This is a genomic window from Microcoleus sp. PH2017_35_SFW_U_B (genome assembly GCF_020737865.1).
Lineage (GTDB): Bacteria > Cyanobacteriota > Cyanobacteriia > Cyanobacteriales > Microcoleaceae > Microcoleus.
Map to the genome: position 1 here is coordinate 42,117 of NZ_JAEQDE010000021.1, position 14,693 is coordinate 56,809.

General features: G+C 45.4%; 17 protein-coding genes and 1 pseudogene. 10 read left to right on the plus strand and 8 right to left on the minus strand.

Annotation, left to right across the window (positions count from 1 at the left end; all coding sequences use genetic code 11):
• Positions 1 to 9: 9 nt before the first annotated feature.
• The 5 genes from JGK36_RS01630 to JGK36_RS01650 form a co-directional block, all read right to left on the minus strand.
• Positions 10 to 264, minus strand: coding sequence for a hypothetical protein (locus JGK36_RS01630; RefSeq protein ID WP_293192487.1), 255 nt, complete (start codon positions 262 to 264; stop codon positions 10 to 12).
• Between the two features lie 102 nt (positions 265 to 366).
• On the minus strand, positions 367 to 615 hold the full coding sequence (locus JGK36_RS01635; protein WP_180274614.1) for a DUF4926 domain-containing protein: 249 nt from the start codon (positions 613 to 615) through the stop codon (positions 367 to 369).
• 1 nt (position 616) lies between these two features.
• A complete protein-coding gene (locus tag JGK36_RS01640; RefSeq protein ID WP_293187014.1) occupies positions 617 to 946 on the minus strand; it encodes a DUF6883 domain-containing protein in 330 nt (109 codons plus the stop codon).
• A 155-nt stretch (positions 947 to 1,101) separates the two neighbouring features.
• Entirely contained in the window at positions 1,102 to 3,882 is a 2,781-nt protein-coding gene (topA, locus tag JGK36_RS01645) for a type I DNA topoisomerase (RefSeq protein ID WP_293195809.1), read from the minus strand.
• 219 nt (positions 3,883 to 4,101) lie between these two features.
• The gene (locus JGK36_RS01650) at positions 4,102 to 4,320 is read right to left on the minus strand and encodes a hypothetical protein (RefSeq protein WP_293192493.1); all 219 of its coding nucleotides are present in this window, start codon (positions 4,318 to 4,320) and stop codon (positions 4,102 to 4,104) included.
• Between the two features lie 181 nt (positions 4,321 to 4,501).
• On the opposite strand from JGK36_RS01650, the gene JGK36_RS01655 reads away from it, so the two are divergent.
• Positions 4,502 to 4,879: a transcriptional regulator gene (locus JGK36_RS01655; RefSeq protein ID WP_293187011.1), complete on the plus strand. Its 378-nt coding sequence runs from the start codon at positions 4,502 to 4,504 to the stop codon at positions 4,877 to 4,879.
• A 33-nt stretch (positions 4,880 to 4,912) separates the two neighbouring features.
• Positions 4,913 to 5,584, plus strand: a complete 672-nt coding sequence (locus JGK36_RS01660; protein ID WP_293187010.1) for a VOC family protein — start codon at positions 4,913 to 4,915, stop codon at positions 5,582 to 5,584.
• Between the two features lie 132 nt (positions 5,585 to 5,716).
• Here JGK36_RS01660 and JGK36_RS01665 read toward each other — a convergent pair whose 3' ends face one another.
• Both JGK36_RS01665 and JGK36_RS01670 read right to left on the minus strand, forming a co-directional pair.
• The gene (locus tag JGK36_RS01665; RefSeq protein ID WP_293195812.1) at positions 5,717 to 6,088 is read right to left on the minus strand and encodes a helix-turn-helix domain-containing protein; all 372 of its coding nucleotides are present in this window, start codon (positions 6,086 to 6,088) and stop codon (positions 5,717 to 5,719) included.
• An 18-nt stretch (positions 6,089 to 6,106) separates the two neighbouring features.
• The gene (locus JGK36_RS01670; protein WP_293187008.1) at positions 6,107 to 6,589 is read right to left on the minus strand and encodes a hypothetical protein; all 483 of its coding nucleotides are present in this window, start codon (positions 6,587 to 6,589) and stop codon (positions 6,107 to 6,109) included.
• Positions 6,590 to 6,856: 267 nt separating this feature from the next.
• Here JGK36_RS01670 and JGK36_RS01675 point away from each other — a divergent pair, with 267 nt between their 5' ends.
• Positions 6,857 to 7,288 (plus strand): GFA family protein, encoded by a 432-nt coding sequence (locus JGK36_RS01675; protein ID WP_293187007.1) that lies wholly within the window; start codon positions 6,857 to 6,859, stop codon positions 7,286 to 7,288.
• Positions 7,289 to 7,611: 323 nt separating this feature from the next.
• Here JGK36_RS01675 and JGK36_RS01680 read toward each other — a convergent pair whose 3' ends face one another.
• Complete coding sequence (locus JGK36_RS01680) at positions 7,612 to 8,865, minus strand: RNA polymerase sigma factor (RefSeq protein ID WP_293195815.1); 1,254 nt, start codon at positions 8,863 to 8,865, stop codon at positions 7,612 to 7,614.
• A 257-nt stretch (positions 8,866 to 9,122) separates the two neighbouring features.
• Between JGK36_RS01680 and JGK36_RS01685 the strand changes: the two genes are divergently transcribed.
• The 7 genes and pseudogenes from JGK36_RS01685 to JGK36_RS01710 all read left to right on the plus strand — a co-directional run bounded on the left by JGK36_RS01685 (position 9,123) and on the right by JGK36_RS01710 (position 14,668).
• Positions 9,123 to 9,695, plus strand: a complete 573-nt coding sequence (locus JGK36_RS01685; RefSeq protein ID WP_293176345.1) for a TetR/AcrR family transcriptional regulator — start codon at positions 9,123 to 9,125, stop codon at positions 9,693 to 9,695.
• 97 nt (positions 9,696 to 9,792) lie between these two features.
• The gene (locus JGK36_RS01690; RefSeq protein WP_293176347.1) at positions 9,793 to 10,674 is read left to right on the plus strand and encodes a sterol desaturase family protein; all 882 of its coding nucleotides are present in this window, start codon (positions 9,793 to 9,795) and stop codon (positions 10,672 to 10,674) included.
• A 20-nt stretch (positions 10,675 to 10,694) separates the two neighbouring features.
• Entirely contained in the window at positions 10,695 to 11,573 is an 879-nt protein-coding gene (locus tag JGK36_RS01695; RefSeq protein WP_293176349.1) for an ABC transporter six-transmembrane domain-containing protein, read from the plus strand.
• Between the two features lie 201 nt (positions 11,574 to 11,774).
• Positions 11,775 to 12,524, plus strand: coding sequence for a CPBP family intramembrane glutamic endopeptidase (locus JGK36_RS01700; protein ID WP_293190297.1), 750 nt, complete (start codon positions 11,775 to 11,777; stop codon positions 12,522 to 12,524).
• A gap of 614 nt (positions 12,525 to 13,138) precedes the next feature.
• Positions 13,139 to 13,423: pseudogene (locus JGK36_RS33780) on the plus strand (transposase); the annotation flags it as partial.
• A gap of 326 nt (positions 13,424 to 13,749) precedes the next feature.
• Positions 13,750 to 14,175: a YciI family protein gene (locus tag JGK36_RS01705; RefSeq protein ID WP_293176353.1), complete on the plus strand. Its 426-nt coding sequence runs from the start codon at positions 13,750 to 13,752 to the stop codon at positions 14,173 to 14,175.
• Between the two features lie 70 nt (positions 14,176 to 14,245).
• A complete protein-coding gene (locus JGK36_RS01710; RefSeq protein WP_293176355.1) occupies positions 14,246 to 14,668 on the plus strand; it encodes a VOC family protein in 423 nt (140 codons plus the stop codon).
• Positions 14,669 to 14,693 lie beyond the last annotated feature (25 nt).

A 14,693-nucleotide genomic window follows, 5' to 3' on the forward strand; every position in this document is an offset into this window, starting at 1 on the left:
GCTAATTAATTAAGTGTCTAAATGACATGAGGCTGCTATAACTTTAGCGTTAATTAAGGTAAAAATTCGATCGAGTTCGAGTAAACTTGCTAATTCTACAACCTCTTCTGAAGTTAAAAGATTAGCCTTTTTTCTCTCGGCTAATTCTTCCAATCTGGCTTGCAGGTTTTCCGTAAATTTGAATAAGTAAAGATTTCTGACTTTCTGCATCGAAATCTCGCTATCTATCCAGTAAGAAGGTTGTACCATAAGTTCAGATATCATGGTGATTCAATTACTCGAATTACTACATGGATAGTCTTGATCATATCATTAAAACAAAATGTTCCGATGCCACGGTTTCTACAACCTGGATGTGAATCAATATTAACCTGCTGTTGCCAAAGAACGAACAGTTAAGATTTCATCAGGGCGGAGAACTTCTACAGTAGAGATAGGGACGGCTATAACTGTAAGAGACTCACCAACAGCATTAAATACTTCCAACAGACAGCCTTCTTCACCACCACTAGGATGAGGAACAAAATCAACCAATGTGGCAATATCTCCAGCTCTGAGTTGATATTCTGGTAAGTCACGAGTTAAAGCAACTTCCTGATATAGCTTTAGAATCATCTTAATTCTCCTTAAAAGGTTGTAGCGTCACAAACTGAAATTTTCCATCAATCCGTCGTTGCAGCCAAATTGTAACGACAGATAGGTTTATACCATTTGTACCAACGAGTTCTCCTACAACTCGATAAAAGATTCCATACTCGTTATTCCTCTCTTCAATCGCCTCACCTACTCCCACAACTGACTGGATGGCTGCTTTCAGCGCTTCTGGGTTTTCTGAGGTAAATCCAGCCCGTGCCAAGAATTTTGACTTATCATTTCTGGCTTTGTGTACCAGCAGATAACCAGTTATCTTATCGTCTGGGATGACCGCATCTTTTGGAATCTTCACCCTGAAATCTCTCCATCCTTTTATTTTGCTCGTGCAATACAGCAGCCAAAAAGTTTCTATTTCTTCGATAACGCATCATCCAAAAGAAATCCGTGAGTTTTGTAGGGACACAGCACTGCTGTGTCCTTACTAATTTCAACGTCTCCTTACTAATTTCACTCTGTTTTCTTCTTACTCGCCGTAGCAGTCGTCGCCTTCTTAGCAGTGGTTTTCTTCGCAGCGGTTTCCGACTTTGCCGCAGTAGTTTTCTTCGCCGCAGTTTCCGATTTCGCCGCAGTGGTTTTCTTCGCAGTAGTCGTTTTCTTCGCCGCAGTTTCCGACTTCGCCGCAGTAGTCTTAGTTGACTTCTTCGACTTGCTAGATTTTCCGCCGCCCGCAGCTTCCTTCGCTGCTAACAAATCCAATGCTTTTTGTAAGGTGAAATTCTCCAAAGATTCATCCTTAGCCAAAGAAGCATTGATATCCCCATGTTTGACGTAGGGCCCGTAGCGGCCGTCGTAAACATTGATGAGCTCTCCAGATTCTGGATGGGCGCCCAATTCCTTTAACGGTGTCGTTGATTTGCTGCCGCGCACGGCTTTCGGTTGCGATAATAACTCTAAAGCCCGATCGAGCGTTATAGTCAAAACATCATCAGGAACCTTGATCGATCGATAATCCTTACCAACCTTACCCTGGTCGTGTACCACATAAGGGCCGTACATCCCCAAATTAGCCTGCACCTTCGCCCCCGTATCCGGGTGAGTGCCCAACAACCGAGGTAGAGTCAACAAACTCACCGCCATATCAACCGTCACGCTATCCTTATCCGTCCCCTTCGGTAAAGAAGAACGCTTCGGTTTCTTGTTCGTTTCCGAAACATCCCCCAACTGAACGTAGGGGCCGTAATTGCCAATCAGCACATAAATCGGTTCCCCAGTGTCCGGGTGCAGACCTAATTTTTCTGGCCCTTCCGTCTTTTGCTTTAACAGAAACTCCACTTTTTCCGGGTCTAAATCTGCCGGAGTCAAATCCTGGGGAATCGATGCTTTCACCTGGCCTTCTTCGTTTTCAGATTCGAGGTAAGCGCCGTATTTACCGATGCAAACTTTTGCCGTGATATTCTCCAATACCACAGTTCGAGCAACTTTCGCGTCAATCTGACTTTCCTGTTCCTTAACTTGGGTTGCGAGTCCCGTTTCCCCTGTATAAAACTTTTGCAAATACGGCAACCATTTCGCCTCGCCCGTGGCAATTTCATCCAGGGTTTGTTCCATGCGGGAAGTAAAACCCGTGTCTACTAAGTCGGGGAAATGTGTTTCTAATAAAGTCGTGACGGCGAAAGCGGTGAAGGTCGGAATTAGCGCGTTAGCTATTAATTTCGCGTATCCTCGATCGACAATTGTACCGATAATACTCGCATAGGTACTCGGACGGCCCACACCCTCACTTTCCAACATCTTCACCAGAGAAGCCTCCGTGTAGCGGGCGGGAGGTTGAGTTTCGTGTCCCACAGCCTCTACATCCTTGCAATTAGGCTTATCCCCCACCTTCAGCGCCGGCAAAATCACCTCCTGGTCTTCCAGCGCCGCATTCGGGTCATCGGAACCTTCCACATAAGCGCGCAAAAAGCCCGGAAAATCAATGCGTTTCCCGCTAGAACGGAAACCGGCATCTTCTACCTGAGTTAATACCGTGACGTGAGTTTGGCGCGAATCTGCCATTTGAGAAGCCACTGTCCGCTTCCAAATCAAATCGTAGAGGCGGAAATCAATCCCATCCAATCCCGTTTGCTGCGGAGTCCTAAAAGTGCTACCGGCCGGACGGATAGCTTCGTGGGCTTCCTGGGCACCTTTGCTTTTCGTCGTGTATTTGCGCGGTTGGGGGCTGAGGTATTCGCTACCGTAAAGTTCTTGCACGCAACTGCGGGCGGCAGTAATCGCCTGTTCGGATAAATGCACCGAATCCGTCCGCATATAGGTGATAAAACCGCGTTCGTACAAACTTTGGGCAATTCGCATAGTTTCCCGCGCACCCAGTCTCAACTTCCGGTTAGCCTCCTGCTGTAAAGTCGAGGTCGTAAACGGCGGCGACGGTTTGCGGGTGACTGGCCGTTCTTCGATATTACCGACAGTCCAGGGTTTGTTTTGAATGCGTGCGAGTAAAGCCCGCGCCTGGTCTTCGTTCAGCAAAAGTACGCGGCGGCCTGCGGTAATTTGTCCGGTATTTTCATCGAAATCGCTACCGTTGGCAACTTTTACATTCCCGACTGTCACCAGTTTTGCCTCAAATACACCCGCCTGTCCTTTGGCGGGAGGTTTGGGGGGGGTCAAAGTTGCTTTCAAATCCCAGTAGCTACCTTGGCGGAAAGCGCGGCGTTCCCGTTCCCGGCGTACCAACAGGCGTACTGCGACTGACTGGACTCGCCCTGCGGACAAACCCCAGGCGATTTTCTTCCACAGTAGCGGAGAGAGGGTGTATCCGACGAGTCGATCGAGAATTCGGCGAGTTTCCTGGGCCTGTACCACTCGATTGTCGATATCGCGGCAGTGAGTTAGGGCGTCGCGGATAGCTTCGCGGGTGATTTCGTGAAACACCATCCGCTTGATGGGAACTTTGGGTTTGAGGATTTGCAGCAAATGCCAGGAAATGCTTTCGCCTTCCCGGTCTTCGTCAGTGGCTAGAATCAGTTCTGTGGCGTCTTTTAGCGCATCTTTGAGTTCTTTAACAATTTTCTTTTTATCTTTGGGGATGACGTAAAGCGGTTCAAAATCTGCCTCCACGTTGACGCCGAGTTGCGCCCATTTTTCACCTTTAACGGCTTCTGGTATTTCTTCGGCGGAGGATGGGAGGTCTCGGACGTGGCCCATAGATGCCTCTACCCGGTACGTAGAGGGCAGGAAGTTACGAATGGTACGGGCTTTGGTGGGAGATTCGACGATAACTAAAGTTGACATGGCATCTTTTTATATATGGATGGCGGCGCAGTTAGAGTGTCTAATTTACAGAGTGTAGGTCGGATGTCAAGGCTTAGGGGAACTTTAGGGGATGATTTCAAATTACCTTAATGTTTAAGTTACTGCCGATCGGGTTGCAGGTCACAAGCTGATGGGATTTTACTGCTTTTGGGGCAAAGACCAGGAACCCTTGTCTCTGCAAGATGCACGGAATGTCTCTCACCTGACTCTAGCAGAATTGGCGGTAACTGGATGCTGAGACTGCTGGATGCGGGCGGATGGTTCCTCTGTTGTAGATTTGAGATTTGAGATTTGAGATTGGGCAAGATTTGATGGTTTCCCCGCAAACAAGACTTGAAATGCGATCGAGAATTGGTCGAATAGTCGATCGCACTCACCAGCTAACATCAGATATTGTGGACTAATTCTTGATACCATTTTGCGATCGCGTTATTATAAATACTCGGCAAGATTACGTAAATCTTTGATTGATAGAACAACCGCAGATGTCAGGCAGATAAACACAGATTAACGCAGATGTATTTAAAGATGGGAAAGCGAATGAATGCCAGCACTCTAAAATAATAGATGCGGAAACTATCTAAAAAGAGGTTGATGTATGGAATTACACCCAATTAAAACAGAAACAGATTATCAGGAAGCCCTGCGATCAATTGAATCACTGTTTGATGCAGCCCCCAATACCCCAGAATGCGATCGATTAGATATCCTCAGTACCTTAGTGGAAGCTTATGAGAAGGCAAACTTCCCCATTGAAATACCAGATCCAATCGCAGCAATTCAATATTATATGGATACCTGTGGATGGTCTCGTCATGATTTAGAGGTATGTCTTGGCAGTCAAGCTAGAGTCTCTGAAGTGCTATCTCGCAAACGTTCTCTAACCTTGGAGATGATTCGGAAGTTGCATCAAGAATTGGGGGTTCCGGCTGAAATTTTGATCCAACCATATCAATCGGTACAAACCTCTGCTTAATCATGCCAGCGCACACCGAATAGCTAAAAAATTATGGCATTTGAATTCGACCATATCTTCATCTTAACTGATATTGGTGCCCCGATCGCCGATCGCCTTTCATCCCTCGGTTTAGTCGAGGGCTCGTCTCGCATTCACGTTGGACAAGGTACCACGAATCGCTGTTTCTTTTTCCATAACGCCATGTTGGAACTGTTGTGGGTGCGCGATCCAGAGGAGGCGCAATCTGAGCCTATTTATCGGACTCGTCTTTGGGAGCGATCGACAAATCGCAATAATGGCGCCTGTCCCTTCGGCATCTGTTTGCGTTCAACCACAGGTTCTGAGGACACAGTAGCATTTTCTAGTTGGGCATATCGTCCGCCCTATTTACCTGAAACAATCAGCATCGCGGTAGCCACAAATAGTGATAATTTAACTGAGCCGATGCTGTTTCAAACTCCCTGGGGAAAACGTCCAGATTCATCCTCTACTGAGAAATTACAGCCCCTGAATCACGGTGTTGGTTTCCGCGAAATTACTCGTGTAGAATTAGTAAGTCCTGCTGCGAATAATCCGTCACCAGAACTGCAAGCAGTAATTGATACAAATCAGGTCAAGTTAAGGAAAGGAACCGAGTATTTTCTGGAGCTAGGCTTTGATGGAGAAGTGCATGGTAAACAAGTAGATTTTCGACCGGGATTGCCGCTGATTATCAGTTGGTAATGTCAAGTTGCAAGCTAACAGTGGACATCTTCCATTCATTCCCAACTAATCTAGAAATTATCTACATTTATTTGTGTTTATCTGCCTTTAATCTGCGGTTCATTTATTAATCAAATATTTATGCAATCTTGTTTAACGATCTCTATAAGCTGTAGGAGTCATCCCCGTCAACTGCCGAAACTGTTTGCTCAAATGGCTGTGGCTGTTGAACCCACATTCTAAGGCAATTTCCGCGATCGATCGCTCTTTTTGCTGTAACAACTCCTTCGCCCGTTCGATCCGTTGTTGAAGCAGATACTGATAGGGAGCTATTCCCACCGCCACTTTAAACATATGACTAAAATGAAACTGACTCATCCCCAGCAACGCAGCCAAATCAGCGAGCTTAATGTCTTGACTTAGATGTTCGTTTATGTATTCCAAGACTTGCAACAATTGACGCTGAGGTAAACCGCCCTCGTAAATTGTCAGGCGAGGTTTGGTAGTAAAGTATTGTCTGAGCAAATGCACTGCTATAATATTTTACACTGACTTGATGTAGAGATTTGGGCTTAAATTTTGCTGCTGTAGTTCCGAAAGTAGCATAAAGCTGATCGACTCAATTTGTCGATCGCGCATCCGAAATTCCGGCAGCAATTCCAGGCGATCTGGATTCATGTCAAAAGCTTCTCTGGCAACACTTTCAATGAAACCAGACGCAATTTTAATCTGCAAATAGCGATCGTCACTATCCCAACGCGCAAACAACGGCATCCTTGCAGGCGTGATGGAAATATCACCTTTCCTGTAAAGCCCTGCATAGGTTTTTTCTCCCTGGATTTGCAGCAAACGGACTGGACGAGGTGCAAGGGACAAATTAATTGTATGTTCATCACCGCCATCATAGTTGCACTCACCCGGAGGTTCATAGAATTGCTCGACCAAAATATGCTTCCAACCCAGGCTTTGGCTAGATAAATTGTGCAAGCTACTTGCTTCAGGTTGATGAGTCGCTGGTGGCTCCATGATATAAACCCAACTCGTCTCGTTTCTATTGTACTCGCTGTTCGATAATTGCTCTCAAGTCTGGCTACAAAAAATGTTTGTTATTTAACCCCATGTGGGAGGTGCGTCGCTATAAAATTTTCCATTTTACTTGAGAGATTGTCGATGGCGACGCACCCTACGGCTAATTTTAACTGCCGTTATTCCTATACCGCCCAGAGCAAATCCTGGAACGAAACACATTCAGAAAGTTAACATAATAACTGATAAGGATTAGGAGATACTTTCATGAAAACACCTTTTACTGGCGGTTGTATGTGCGGAAATATCCGCTACGAATGTTCAGCAGAACCAATTGTGATGGGGAATTGCCACTGTCGCGATTGCCAAAAAGCGACAGGTACTGCATATGCTGCTGCGATGCTGGTTCCTCGAAATGCAGTTGCGATCGCAGGTGATGTCAAATACTATGATGTTACGGGCGATAGTGGGGGAATTGTCGGTCGTGGATTTTGTCCCAACTGTGGTGCGCGATTATTTAGTAAACCACCAAATCCTGAACTCATGGGCATCATGGCAGGCAGTCTTGACGAGCCGAGCTGGTTTGGGCCGACAATAGATGTTTACGCAGCTAGTGCCCAACCGTGGGATTATATGAATCCAGATTTGCCTAAATTTGACCAAATGCCGCCACCAAAGAATTCAAATGCGGTAGATTGAATCAATTTTTGGTGAAGGTGCTGCCGCTACTGATTCTTGCTGTTAGGTTTCAGAAGAGCGTTGACAAATGTATAACACAAGTTCATATCAATAGTGCATGAATAGGCGACTAATTAATTGCATTTCCAAGCTCTCACTTCTTGAAATTATCTGCGTTTATCTGTGTTCATCTGCCTATCATCTGCGGTCGAGCAATCAATCAAACATATGTGCAATTGCTCGTATATTGAATTGTCATTCCTTAGCAACAGTCGGGAGTCCGACGTGGTGACTTCGCTCGATCGAGTCATTTCATCGATCGCCCGTGCACCTCAATCAGGATTTTAGGATTGCTGGACTTCGCGCAACCGCCGATCGAGAAAACGGCGTTCGCTATCATTCGTAACTAACGTCAATGCTCGCTCATAACTGTGCGCGGCTTCTGCGGATGCTCCCATACGGCGCAACAAATCGGCCCGCGCGGCGTGAAACAGGTGATAGCCATCAAGTTCGGGGCCGATCGCATCCAGAAGCGCGATCGCAGTTTGCGGCCCATCTACCATCGCGATCGCCACCGCCCGATTCAGCGACACAATTGGCGATGGCTGTAAGCGTTCGAGCAGATTATAAAGCTGAACAATCTGCTGCCAGTTTGTCTCTTGGGCCCGCACCGCCCGACAATGCACGGCTGCGATCGCAGCTTGCAAAGCAAACGGCCCGATCCCGCCACGGAATGCTTCCTCAACCAGCGGCAGCGCCTCGACAATCTGTGCCCTGTTCCAGCGACTGCGATCTTGCTCTTCCAGCAGGATCAGGTCGCCAGACTCATCCAGACGCGCATCGCGCCGCGAGTCGTGCAGCAACATCAGCGCCACCAGAGCAGTCACTTCCGCTGGCGGTTGCGGTGCCATCAACATCCTCACGAGTCGCCCCAGCCGGATCGCTTCGGCCGAGAGATCGGCTCTCACTATTGTCTCGCCATGCGTCGCCGCATAACCTTCGTTAAAGATCAAATAGATCGCCGTCAGCACCGCTTCCACCCGATCGGGCAAATCCTTCGTCTCCGGTACTGTGTAGGGAATGCTCGCATCACGAATCTTGCGCTTGGCGCGTACCAGCCGCTGCGCCATCGTCGCCGTGGGTACGAGAAACGCCCGTGCGATTTCATCCGTCTCCAGCCCGCCCAGCAGGCGCAGCGTCAAAGCAACCTGAGCCTCGATCGCCAGCGCGGGGTGACAGCAGGTGAAAATCAACCGCAATCGCTCGTCGGGGATTTCGCCGATATCGTCATCGATTTCTTCGATAGTTTCGATCGACTCAGAGGCAGCATACACTTCAAGTTTTTCGGCGAGTCGCGTCCGCCGTCTGAGGCGATCGATCGCCTTAAATCGAGCTGTTTTAATCAGCCACGCGCGCGGGAGATCGGGAATTCCGGCAGTCTGCCACTGCTTCAGTGCAGCCGTAAAGGCTTCCTGCGCCGCCTCTTCGGCTACGTCGAAATCTCCAACCAGTCCGATCAATGTGGCGACGATCCGACCCCAGTCCGATCGATAAACGGAGTCAATGGCTTGGGTTACGTCTGGTTTTGCGTTTGGCATCACAACCTGATGAGAAAAATTTTTGGCGAGGTGTCGATTTGAGCGATCGCCCTTCGACTTATACCATTTTTTTAAATTTATGACAGACTTTTGCCAACTAGGGAAACGAGATAATTACAACGTCTTGTCGTCGTATCAAAATCGCCAATAGCCTAACTTCTCGTTGAAACCAAAATAGCCGATAGACTTGACACAGTATAATCGCACTGCTATATTATAATGAGCGCTCGATATAAATTTTATGCCCAAAATCGTCCATGCCCAAAATCGTTGACTCTGAGGAGTATCGTAAAGAGCTTCTCCATAGATGCTTTAACCTATTTGCCGAAAGCGGATATGCTAGTGTTACAACACGACAAATCTCTAAGGCATTGGGTATCTCCACTGGAGCAATGTATCACTACTTTGCTAGTAAACAGGTGTTGTTTGAGCAATTGGTTGAGGAGATCAGTTGGCAGGATGTTTATCTATTTAAGTCGATTGCTGAAGGAGGAACGCTGACCGAACGCATTGAAAGACTTGGATGTATGCTGGTTCAGCATGAAGAACACTTTGTCAAACAGGCAGTAATTTGGACAGATTTCTACCAGCATACCGCCGTGACAGAGATTAACAGTAATCCCATTTTTCAGCAAATAGATCGGCGCTATCAACAAATGATGGAGGAACTGCTTAATCTCTCAGATCCGAAGCTCGCTCGATTTGTCTGGACTTTGATCAATGGTATCTTGATCGAGCAGATAGAACGTGAAAATAGCTTTTCCTTTGCCCAGCAGATTCACTTATTTACCAAGATGTTAATTGCCTACTGCGAAAAATACTGTATCTAGCCTTAACAGGCAGACAACTGTAAAAGCTCTATCGACATGAGTTTAAATAATTCGAGCGCTCGAATTAAGACACTCAAAACACCATAGGATGTTGACTATGAACATTTCTGCCCAACCGATTCTAGAAAACTTGCAGCATCTAGAAACTTCGCTGTTCTCCCTATCGCTTATCTTGTTTTGTATTATCTTCGCTGAAATCGGCGTTGACTTTTTCTTTCGTAAACAACGGAATTACCGAGAAACGGCTGCAAATATCGGTGTTGGTATCGTTCATGATTTTCTCAGCGATCAATTAGCAAATGTTGTAGCTGTAGTTGGGCTATCCCTAATTGCGGCAGTCAGTCCTCTAAAGGTTCCTGTAAATGGCTGGACAATGCTATTAGCAGTATTCATCGCAGATTTTCTCTATTACTGGAACCATCGTGCAGAACATCGGATTCGTTTTTTTTGGGCATATCACAGCGTTCATCATAGTTCCACTGATTTTAATTTGACTGTAGCGCTGCGGCTGGCATGGGTTGAAGACTTTATCCTTTGGATTTTCTACATTCCGATGGCACTGCTGGGATTTCATCCCCTACAAGTCTTGATTGCGCTCGAAGTTGTGGGGCTATATCAAGTCTGGATTCACAATCAGAAAATTGGGCGATTGGGAATTCTCGAATCCATGATGAATACAGCTTCCAATCACCGTGTACATCATGGCTCAAATCTGCCATACATTGATAAAAATTATGGTGGCATTCTGATTGTTTGGGACAGGTTGTTTGGAACTTACCAAGCCGAGACGGAAAAGGTGATCTACGGGCTGACTGAAAATATTCAAACCCACAATCCTATTCAGATCAATATTATGGAATATTCCAGAATCATTAGCGATTTACGACGATCGCAGACTCTCAAAGAATGGTTCTTGAGTCTATTCGGTCCGCCTGAATGGAAACCACAAGCATTCAAACAACTGCCTAGCAAAGATTAAACCTACTTAAATCTATCTCTATGAAACTTCATTCTGTCTCGCAAATTTTGGAACGCCTGTTTCGATCAAATTACAGGTCTATCCTGTTTACCTATGGGCTGACGTTGCTGGAAAATACGTTTGAATTGCTATATCCGCTAGCGATCGGATTTGCTATCGATCAGCTTCTAAAGGGAAACTATAGCAACATCATCCCCTTTCTATGCATTTGGCTGGCACATGCGATTACAGCTATTTCTCGTCATGTATACGATACTCGAACCTTTACCAGTATCTATAGCAACTTAGCAACAGCGATGGTTGTAGAGCAGAGTAAGCAGGGCGCTTCAACGGCTCAAATTGCTGCGCGTTCCGTGCTTTCCAGAGAATTTGTCGATTTCTTTGAGCGAAATATTCCCCAAATTATTGCAGGGTTGTTTAGCTTTGTTGGCGCATTGGTAATGCTATTCATCTATGACATACAGATTGGCGCATATTGTTTGGCTTTGCTTATTCCGTTGATTTTGATCAATCGCAGCTATGCTCAGAAATCACAACGGTTGAATCAAAACTTGAATAATCAGCTAGAACAGGAAGTAACAGTTTTAAGCCAATCTGAGGCTGAAGTAGTGAGATCGCACTACTTGTTAATAGCAAAATGGAGAGTCCACCTTTCTAATGCAGAAGCCCTGAATTATGGATTTATAGAACTGTTTACGATTTTACTTGCTGCCACGGTTCTGATTCGTACAGTCTGGATTCCAGGCATTCAAACAGGTGAGATTTATGCCATTATTTCCTACCTGTGGAACTTTTTAAAGAGCTTAGAGAATATTCCAGCACTGGTACAGCAGTTTAGCCGGTTACAGGATATTGGGCAGAGAATGCAACTAAGTTCTGAGGCATTGAGCAAGCTGTGAATCTTGAAGTGATGGCAGCAGCCCAATAACTGTTCTGAACTAGAACGTATCAATACTAATTGATCAGTTGGGGTGCAAAGTTTGGCTGCATCTGATAGGTACATCAGTTATACAGAGAACCTTTGATAGGATCGTGATTAAAGATTAGAGTGTTGGCTCTCAGTATTGAATTTAGCTGTAATTGGAGGAACTATGATGTCAATGAGATTATTTACAATTTTGTGGCTAACAGGCATGGTAGGCATCGTTTCTCTTTGGTGGATGAAATTACCTATTCCTGAGGATGAAGAACTTCAGATGCCGCTCTGGGGAATCAAATTGATTTCTTTGATTCAACCAACCTTTCTTTTGTCTATTACTGTCTTGATTGGTGTTGTACTAGCTCATAAAGTTGGATTATCCGCACCTCTGGCTGAGGCAGTGTCTAATCGAACTTCAATTAGTTTGGCTATTCAGCCCCAAGTGCTTCCAGGAATTATTGGAGGCTTGATCGGAGTTATTGGATTAACTTTTATTCAGTTTTGTGCTAAAGTTTTTCTACCTTCTGATTTTATTACGAAGGCTGAAACTCTATCAAGCAACACCCCATTTTTGACTCGTATTCTGTATGGAGGTATTACCGAAGAATTATTGCTCAGATGGGGAATAATGACGCTTTTAGTATGGATAGGTTGGCGTATTTTTTCAAAAGGGCAGGGTGTGCCTTCCATATTCTGCTTTGTATCGGCGATCGCCCTTTCAGCATTTCTCTTTGGGCTGGGTCATTTACCCCTTGCCTTCGTACTAGGAACACAAGTCACTCCTTCAGTCATTACCTATGTGATTGTGGGTAATTCATTTTTTGGCATCATTGCAGGCTATCTGTACTGGCGTAAAGGTCTTGAAGCGGCAATGATTTCTCATATGTTGGTTCATGTTGTTATGGTTACATTTACCCGTTTAGCCCGATGATACAAGAATGGAATGTTTTCATTGACAACTCACTGTAAATGTTAGCCCCATTCGGTAGTACAATAATCCCAATGCACCAGATTGACACAAAGTTCTTAGTTGAGGATTCGAGGCAATCGGCAACTGGTGATTAGGAACGCCATCGTACAGCAAGCTCTTGGTGCTGGAAGCATAAGGAGAATTTTAGTGTTAAAATTTGCTGGGAAAGTCGGTCGAGGTAGAATCGTTTTATGCTTGCTCAATCCATCCTAGAAACAACCAGATTGATTTTGCGCCCCCTATCTCTTGCAGATGCGCCATCGCTCCAAAGTGTGGCAAGCGTTCGTGAGATTGCCGATACTATGATTTCTATTCCTCATTATAAATTAAAATCTTACCTCAAAGTTCCAAGACCCCAAAGTAATAAGGTGAACGAAGTTGCACAGACAAACTTCAAAAAAAACTGTGGGAGATTATCAAAGTAATGATTAAATATTTCGGAACAGGACAGCCTGTAAGGATATGGTGTCAGGACGAGAGTAGATTTGGATTGATTACTATGCAGGGCAAGATGATTACATTGAAGGGGATAAAACCCATCGGCAAAAAGCAATCTTTAGCGAGAAAACTTCTATCTTTATGGAGTTGTAGAACCATCAACAGGTGAACAATATTATCAAGAATTTTCTCAGCTCAATCACAACTGCTTTCAAGAGTTTTTAAATGGATTTGCTGAAAAATATTCAGAGAGTTTCAATCTAATTATCATGGATAATGGTAGCTTTCATAAAGCTCTCTTGTTAGACTGGCATGACCATGTGATGCCAATATATTTACCTGCCTATAGTCCTGAATTGAATCCGATTGAAAGATTGTGGGAACAAAAAAAGACCTCAAGTTGGCAAATTATTCGAGTTTAGAGAAACTCAAAGAACAGGTAGATATAATTATCAAATCTCTCACGAATGAAGAAGTCTTATCTCTCTGTAGTTGGGACTATATCCTTGAAGCTATATTAAGTGCAGGTTCATAGTGAATTGGTATTACACAGGGCAACAACGGAGGCAAATAGACATCTGGTAAAAAGAAATTAGGCGAGGAGCGAGCGATCGCACTTGCTCGGATCCGGGTGAAGCATTTGGACATAAAATCAAGGGTTTTAGGCATAAATTGTCGCCCTCGGCGTACGCCCTACATTTATCAAACAGATGTCTCTTCAAGATCGTAACCTGACGAGCAAAATTTTTTGGCGAGGTGTCGATTTGAGCGATCGTCCTTCGACTTACTGATACAGGGAAACAACCGAGACAAACCAATGAAATATTTGCTGCTGATTTACATGGAAGAAAACGCCATGAACCAGACCGATCGCGAACATTGTTATGGAGAATCCACACAGCTTGCACAAGAACTCCATGCAAAAGGGCAGTTTTTGTCGGCAGCCCCGCTGCACCCTGTAGCGACGGCGACTAGCGTCCGGGTGCGCGACGGCAAACAGTTTGTTACCGATGGCCCGTTTGCAGAAACTCGCGAACAACTCGGCGGGTTCTTCCTGGTTGATGCCCAGGATCTCGACGAGGCGATCGCGATCGCCGCCCGCATTCCAGGGGCGCGCGCCGGCACGATCGAAATCAGACCAGTAATTGAGGTCGCGGGATTACCTAAGAATTAGTTTTTGCACTTCTTAAAGACAATTTGAGTGCAAAAGATAACGCCTAAAACTCAACAAACAGGAGCAAGCCATGCAACTCAATCCTTATCTCTTTTTCAACGGTAACTGCGAGGCAGCTTTCAAGTTTTACGAGCAATGTTTTGGGGGCAAAATCGTCACAATGCTCACTAACGCGGATGCGCCAACTGCGGAACCAAAACCCTGTGAATTATCTACTGATTGGCTTGACAAAATTATGCACGCGTGTATGGAATTCGGAACGTATCGCTTGATGGGTTCTGATTGTCCGCCTAAGTTTTTTGAAGAAACCAAAGGCTTTTCTGTACAAATCGCGATCGACGATCCAACAGAGGCGGAACGTATCTTTCACGCCCTCGCTGAAAATGGCACAGTGAAGATGCCATTCGGGCAAACTTTTTGGGCTTTTCGGTTTGGAATGCTGGTCGATCAGTTCGGTATACCGTGGATGGTTAACTGCGAGAAAGCTGCCTAAATCAAAGAGAGGCTTAACTGTTTCC

Bases quoted from the DNA above. Each gene is read 5' to 3' on its own strand.
- JGK36_RS01675 (WP_293187007.1), top strand. From the start codon at position 6,857: ATGAAAACACCTTTTACTGGCGGTTGTATGTGCGGAAATATCCGCTAC.
- JGK36_RS01710 (WP_293176355.1), top strand. From the start codon at position 14,246: ATGCAACTCAATCCTTATCTCTTTTTCAACGGTAACTGCGAGGCAGCT.
- JGK36_RS01685 (WP_293176345.1), top strand. From the start codon at position 9,123: ATGCCCAAAATCGTTGACTCTGAGGAGTATCGTAAAGAGCTTCTCCAT.
- JGK36_RS01655 (WP_293187011.1), top strand. From the start codon at position 4,502: ATGGAATTACACCCAATTAAAACAGAAACAGATTATCAGGAAGCCCTG.
- JGK36_RS01670 (WP_293187008.1), bottom strand. From the start codon at position 6,589: ATGGAGCCACCAGCGACTCATCAACCTGAAGCAAGTAGCTTGCACAAT.
- JGK36_RS01690 (WP_293176347.1), top strand. From the start codon at position 9,793: ATGAACATTTCTGCCCAACCGATTCTAGAAAACTTGCAGCATCTAGAA.
- JGK36_RS01635 (WP_180274614.1), bottom strand. From the start codon at position 615: ATGATTCTAAAGCTATATCAGGAAGTTGCTTTAACTCGTGACTTACCA.
- JGK36_RS01700 (WP_293190297.1), top strand. From the start codon at position 11,775: ATGAGATTATTTACAATTTTGTGGCTAACAGGCATGGTAGGCATCGTT.
- JGK36_RS01630 (WP_293192487.1), bottom strand. From the start codon at position 264: ATGATATCTGAACTTATGGTACAACCTTCTTACTGGATAGATAGCGAG.
- JGK36_RS01695 (WP_293176349.1), top strand. From the start codon at position 10,695: ATGAAACTTCATTCTGTCTCGCAAATTTTGGAACGCCTGTTTCGATCA.
- JGK36_RS01660 (WP_293187010.1), top strand. From the start codon at position 4,913: ATGGCATTTGAATTCGACCATATCTTCATCTTAACTGATATTGGTGCC.
- JGK36_RS01680 (WP_293195815.1), bottom strand. From the start codon at position 8,865: ATGCCAAACGCAAAACCAGACGTAACCCAAGCCATTGACTCCGTTTAT.
- topA (WP_293195809.1), bottom strand. From the start codon at position 3,882: ATGTCAACTTTAGTTATCGTCGAATCTCCCACCAAAGCCCGTACCATT.
- JGK36_RS01650 (WP_293192493.1), bottom strand. From the start codon at position 4,320: ATGGTATCAAGAATTAGTCCACAATATCTGATGTTAGCTGGTGAGTGC.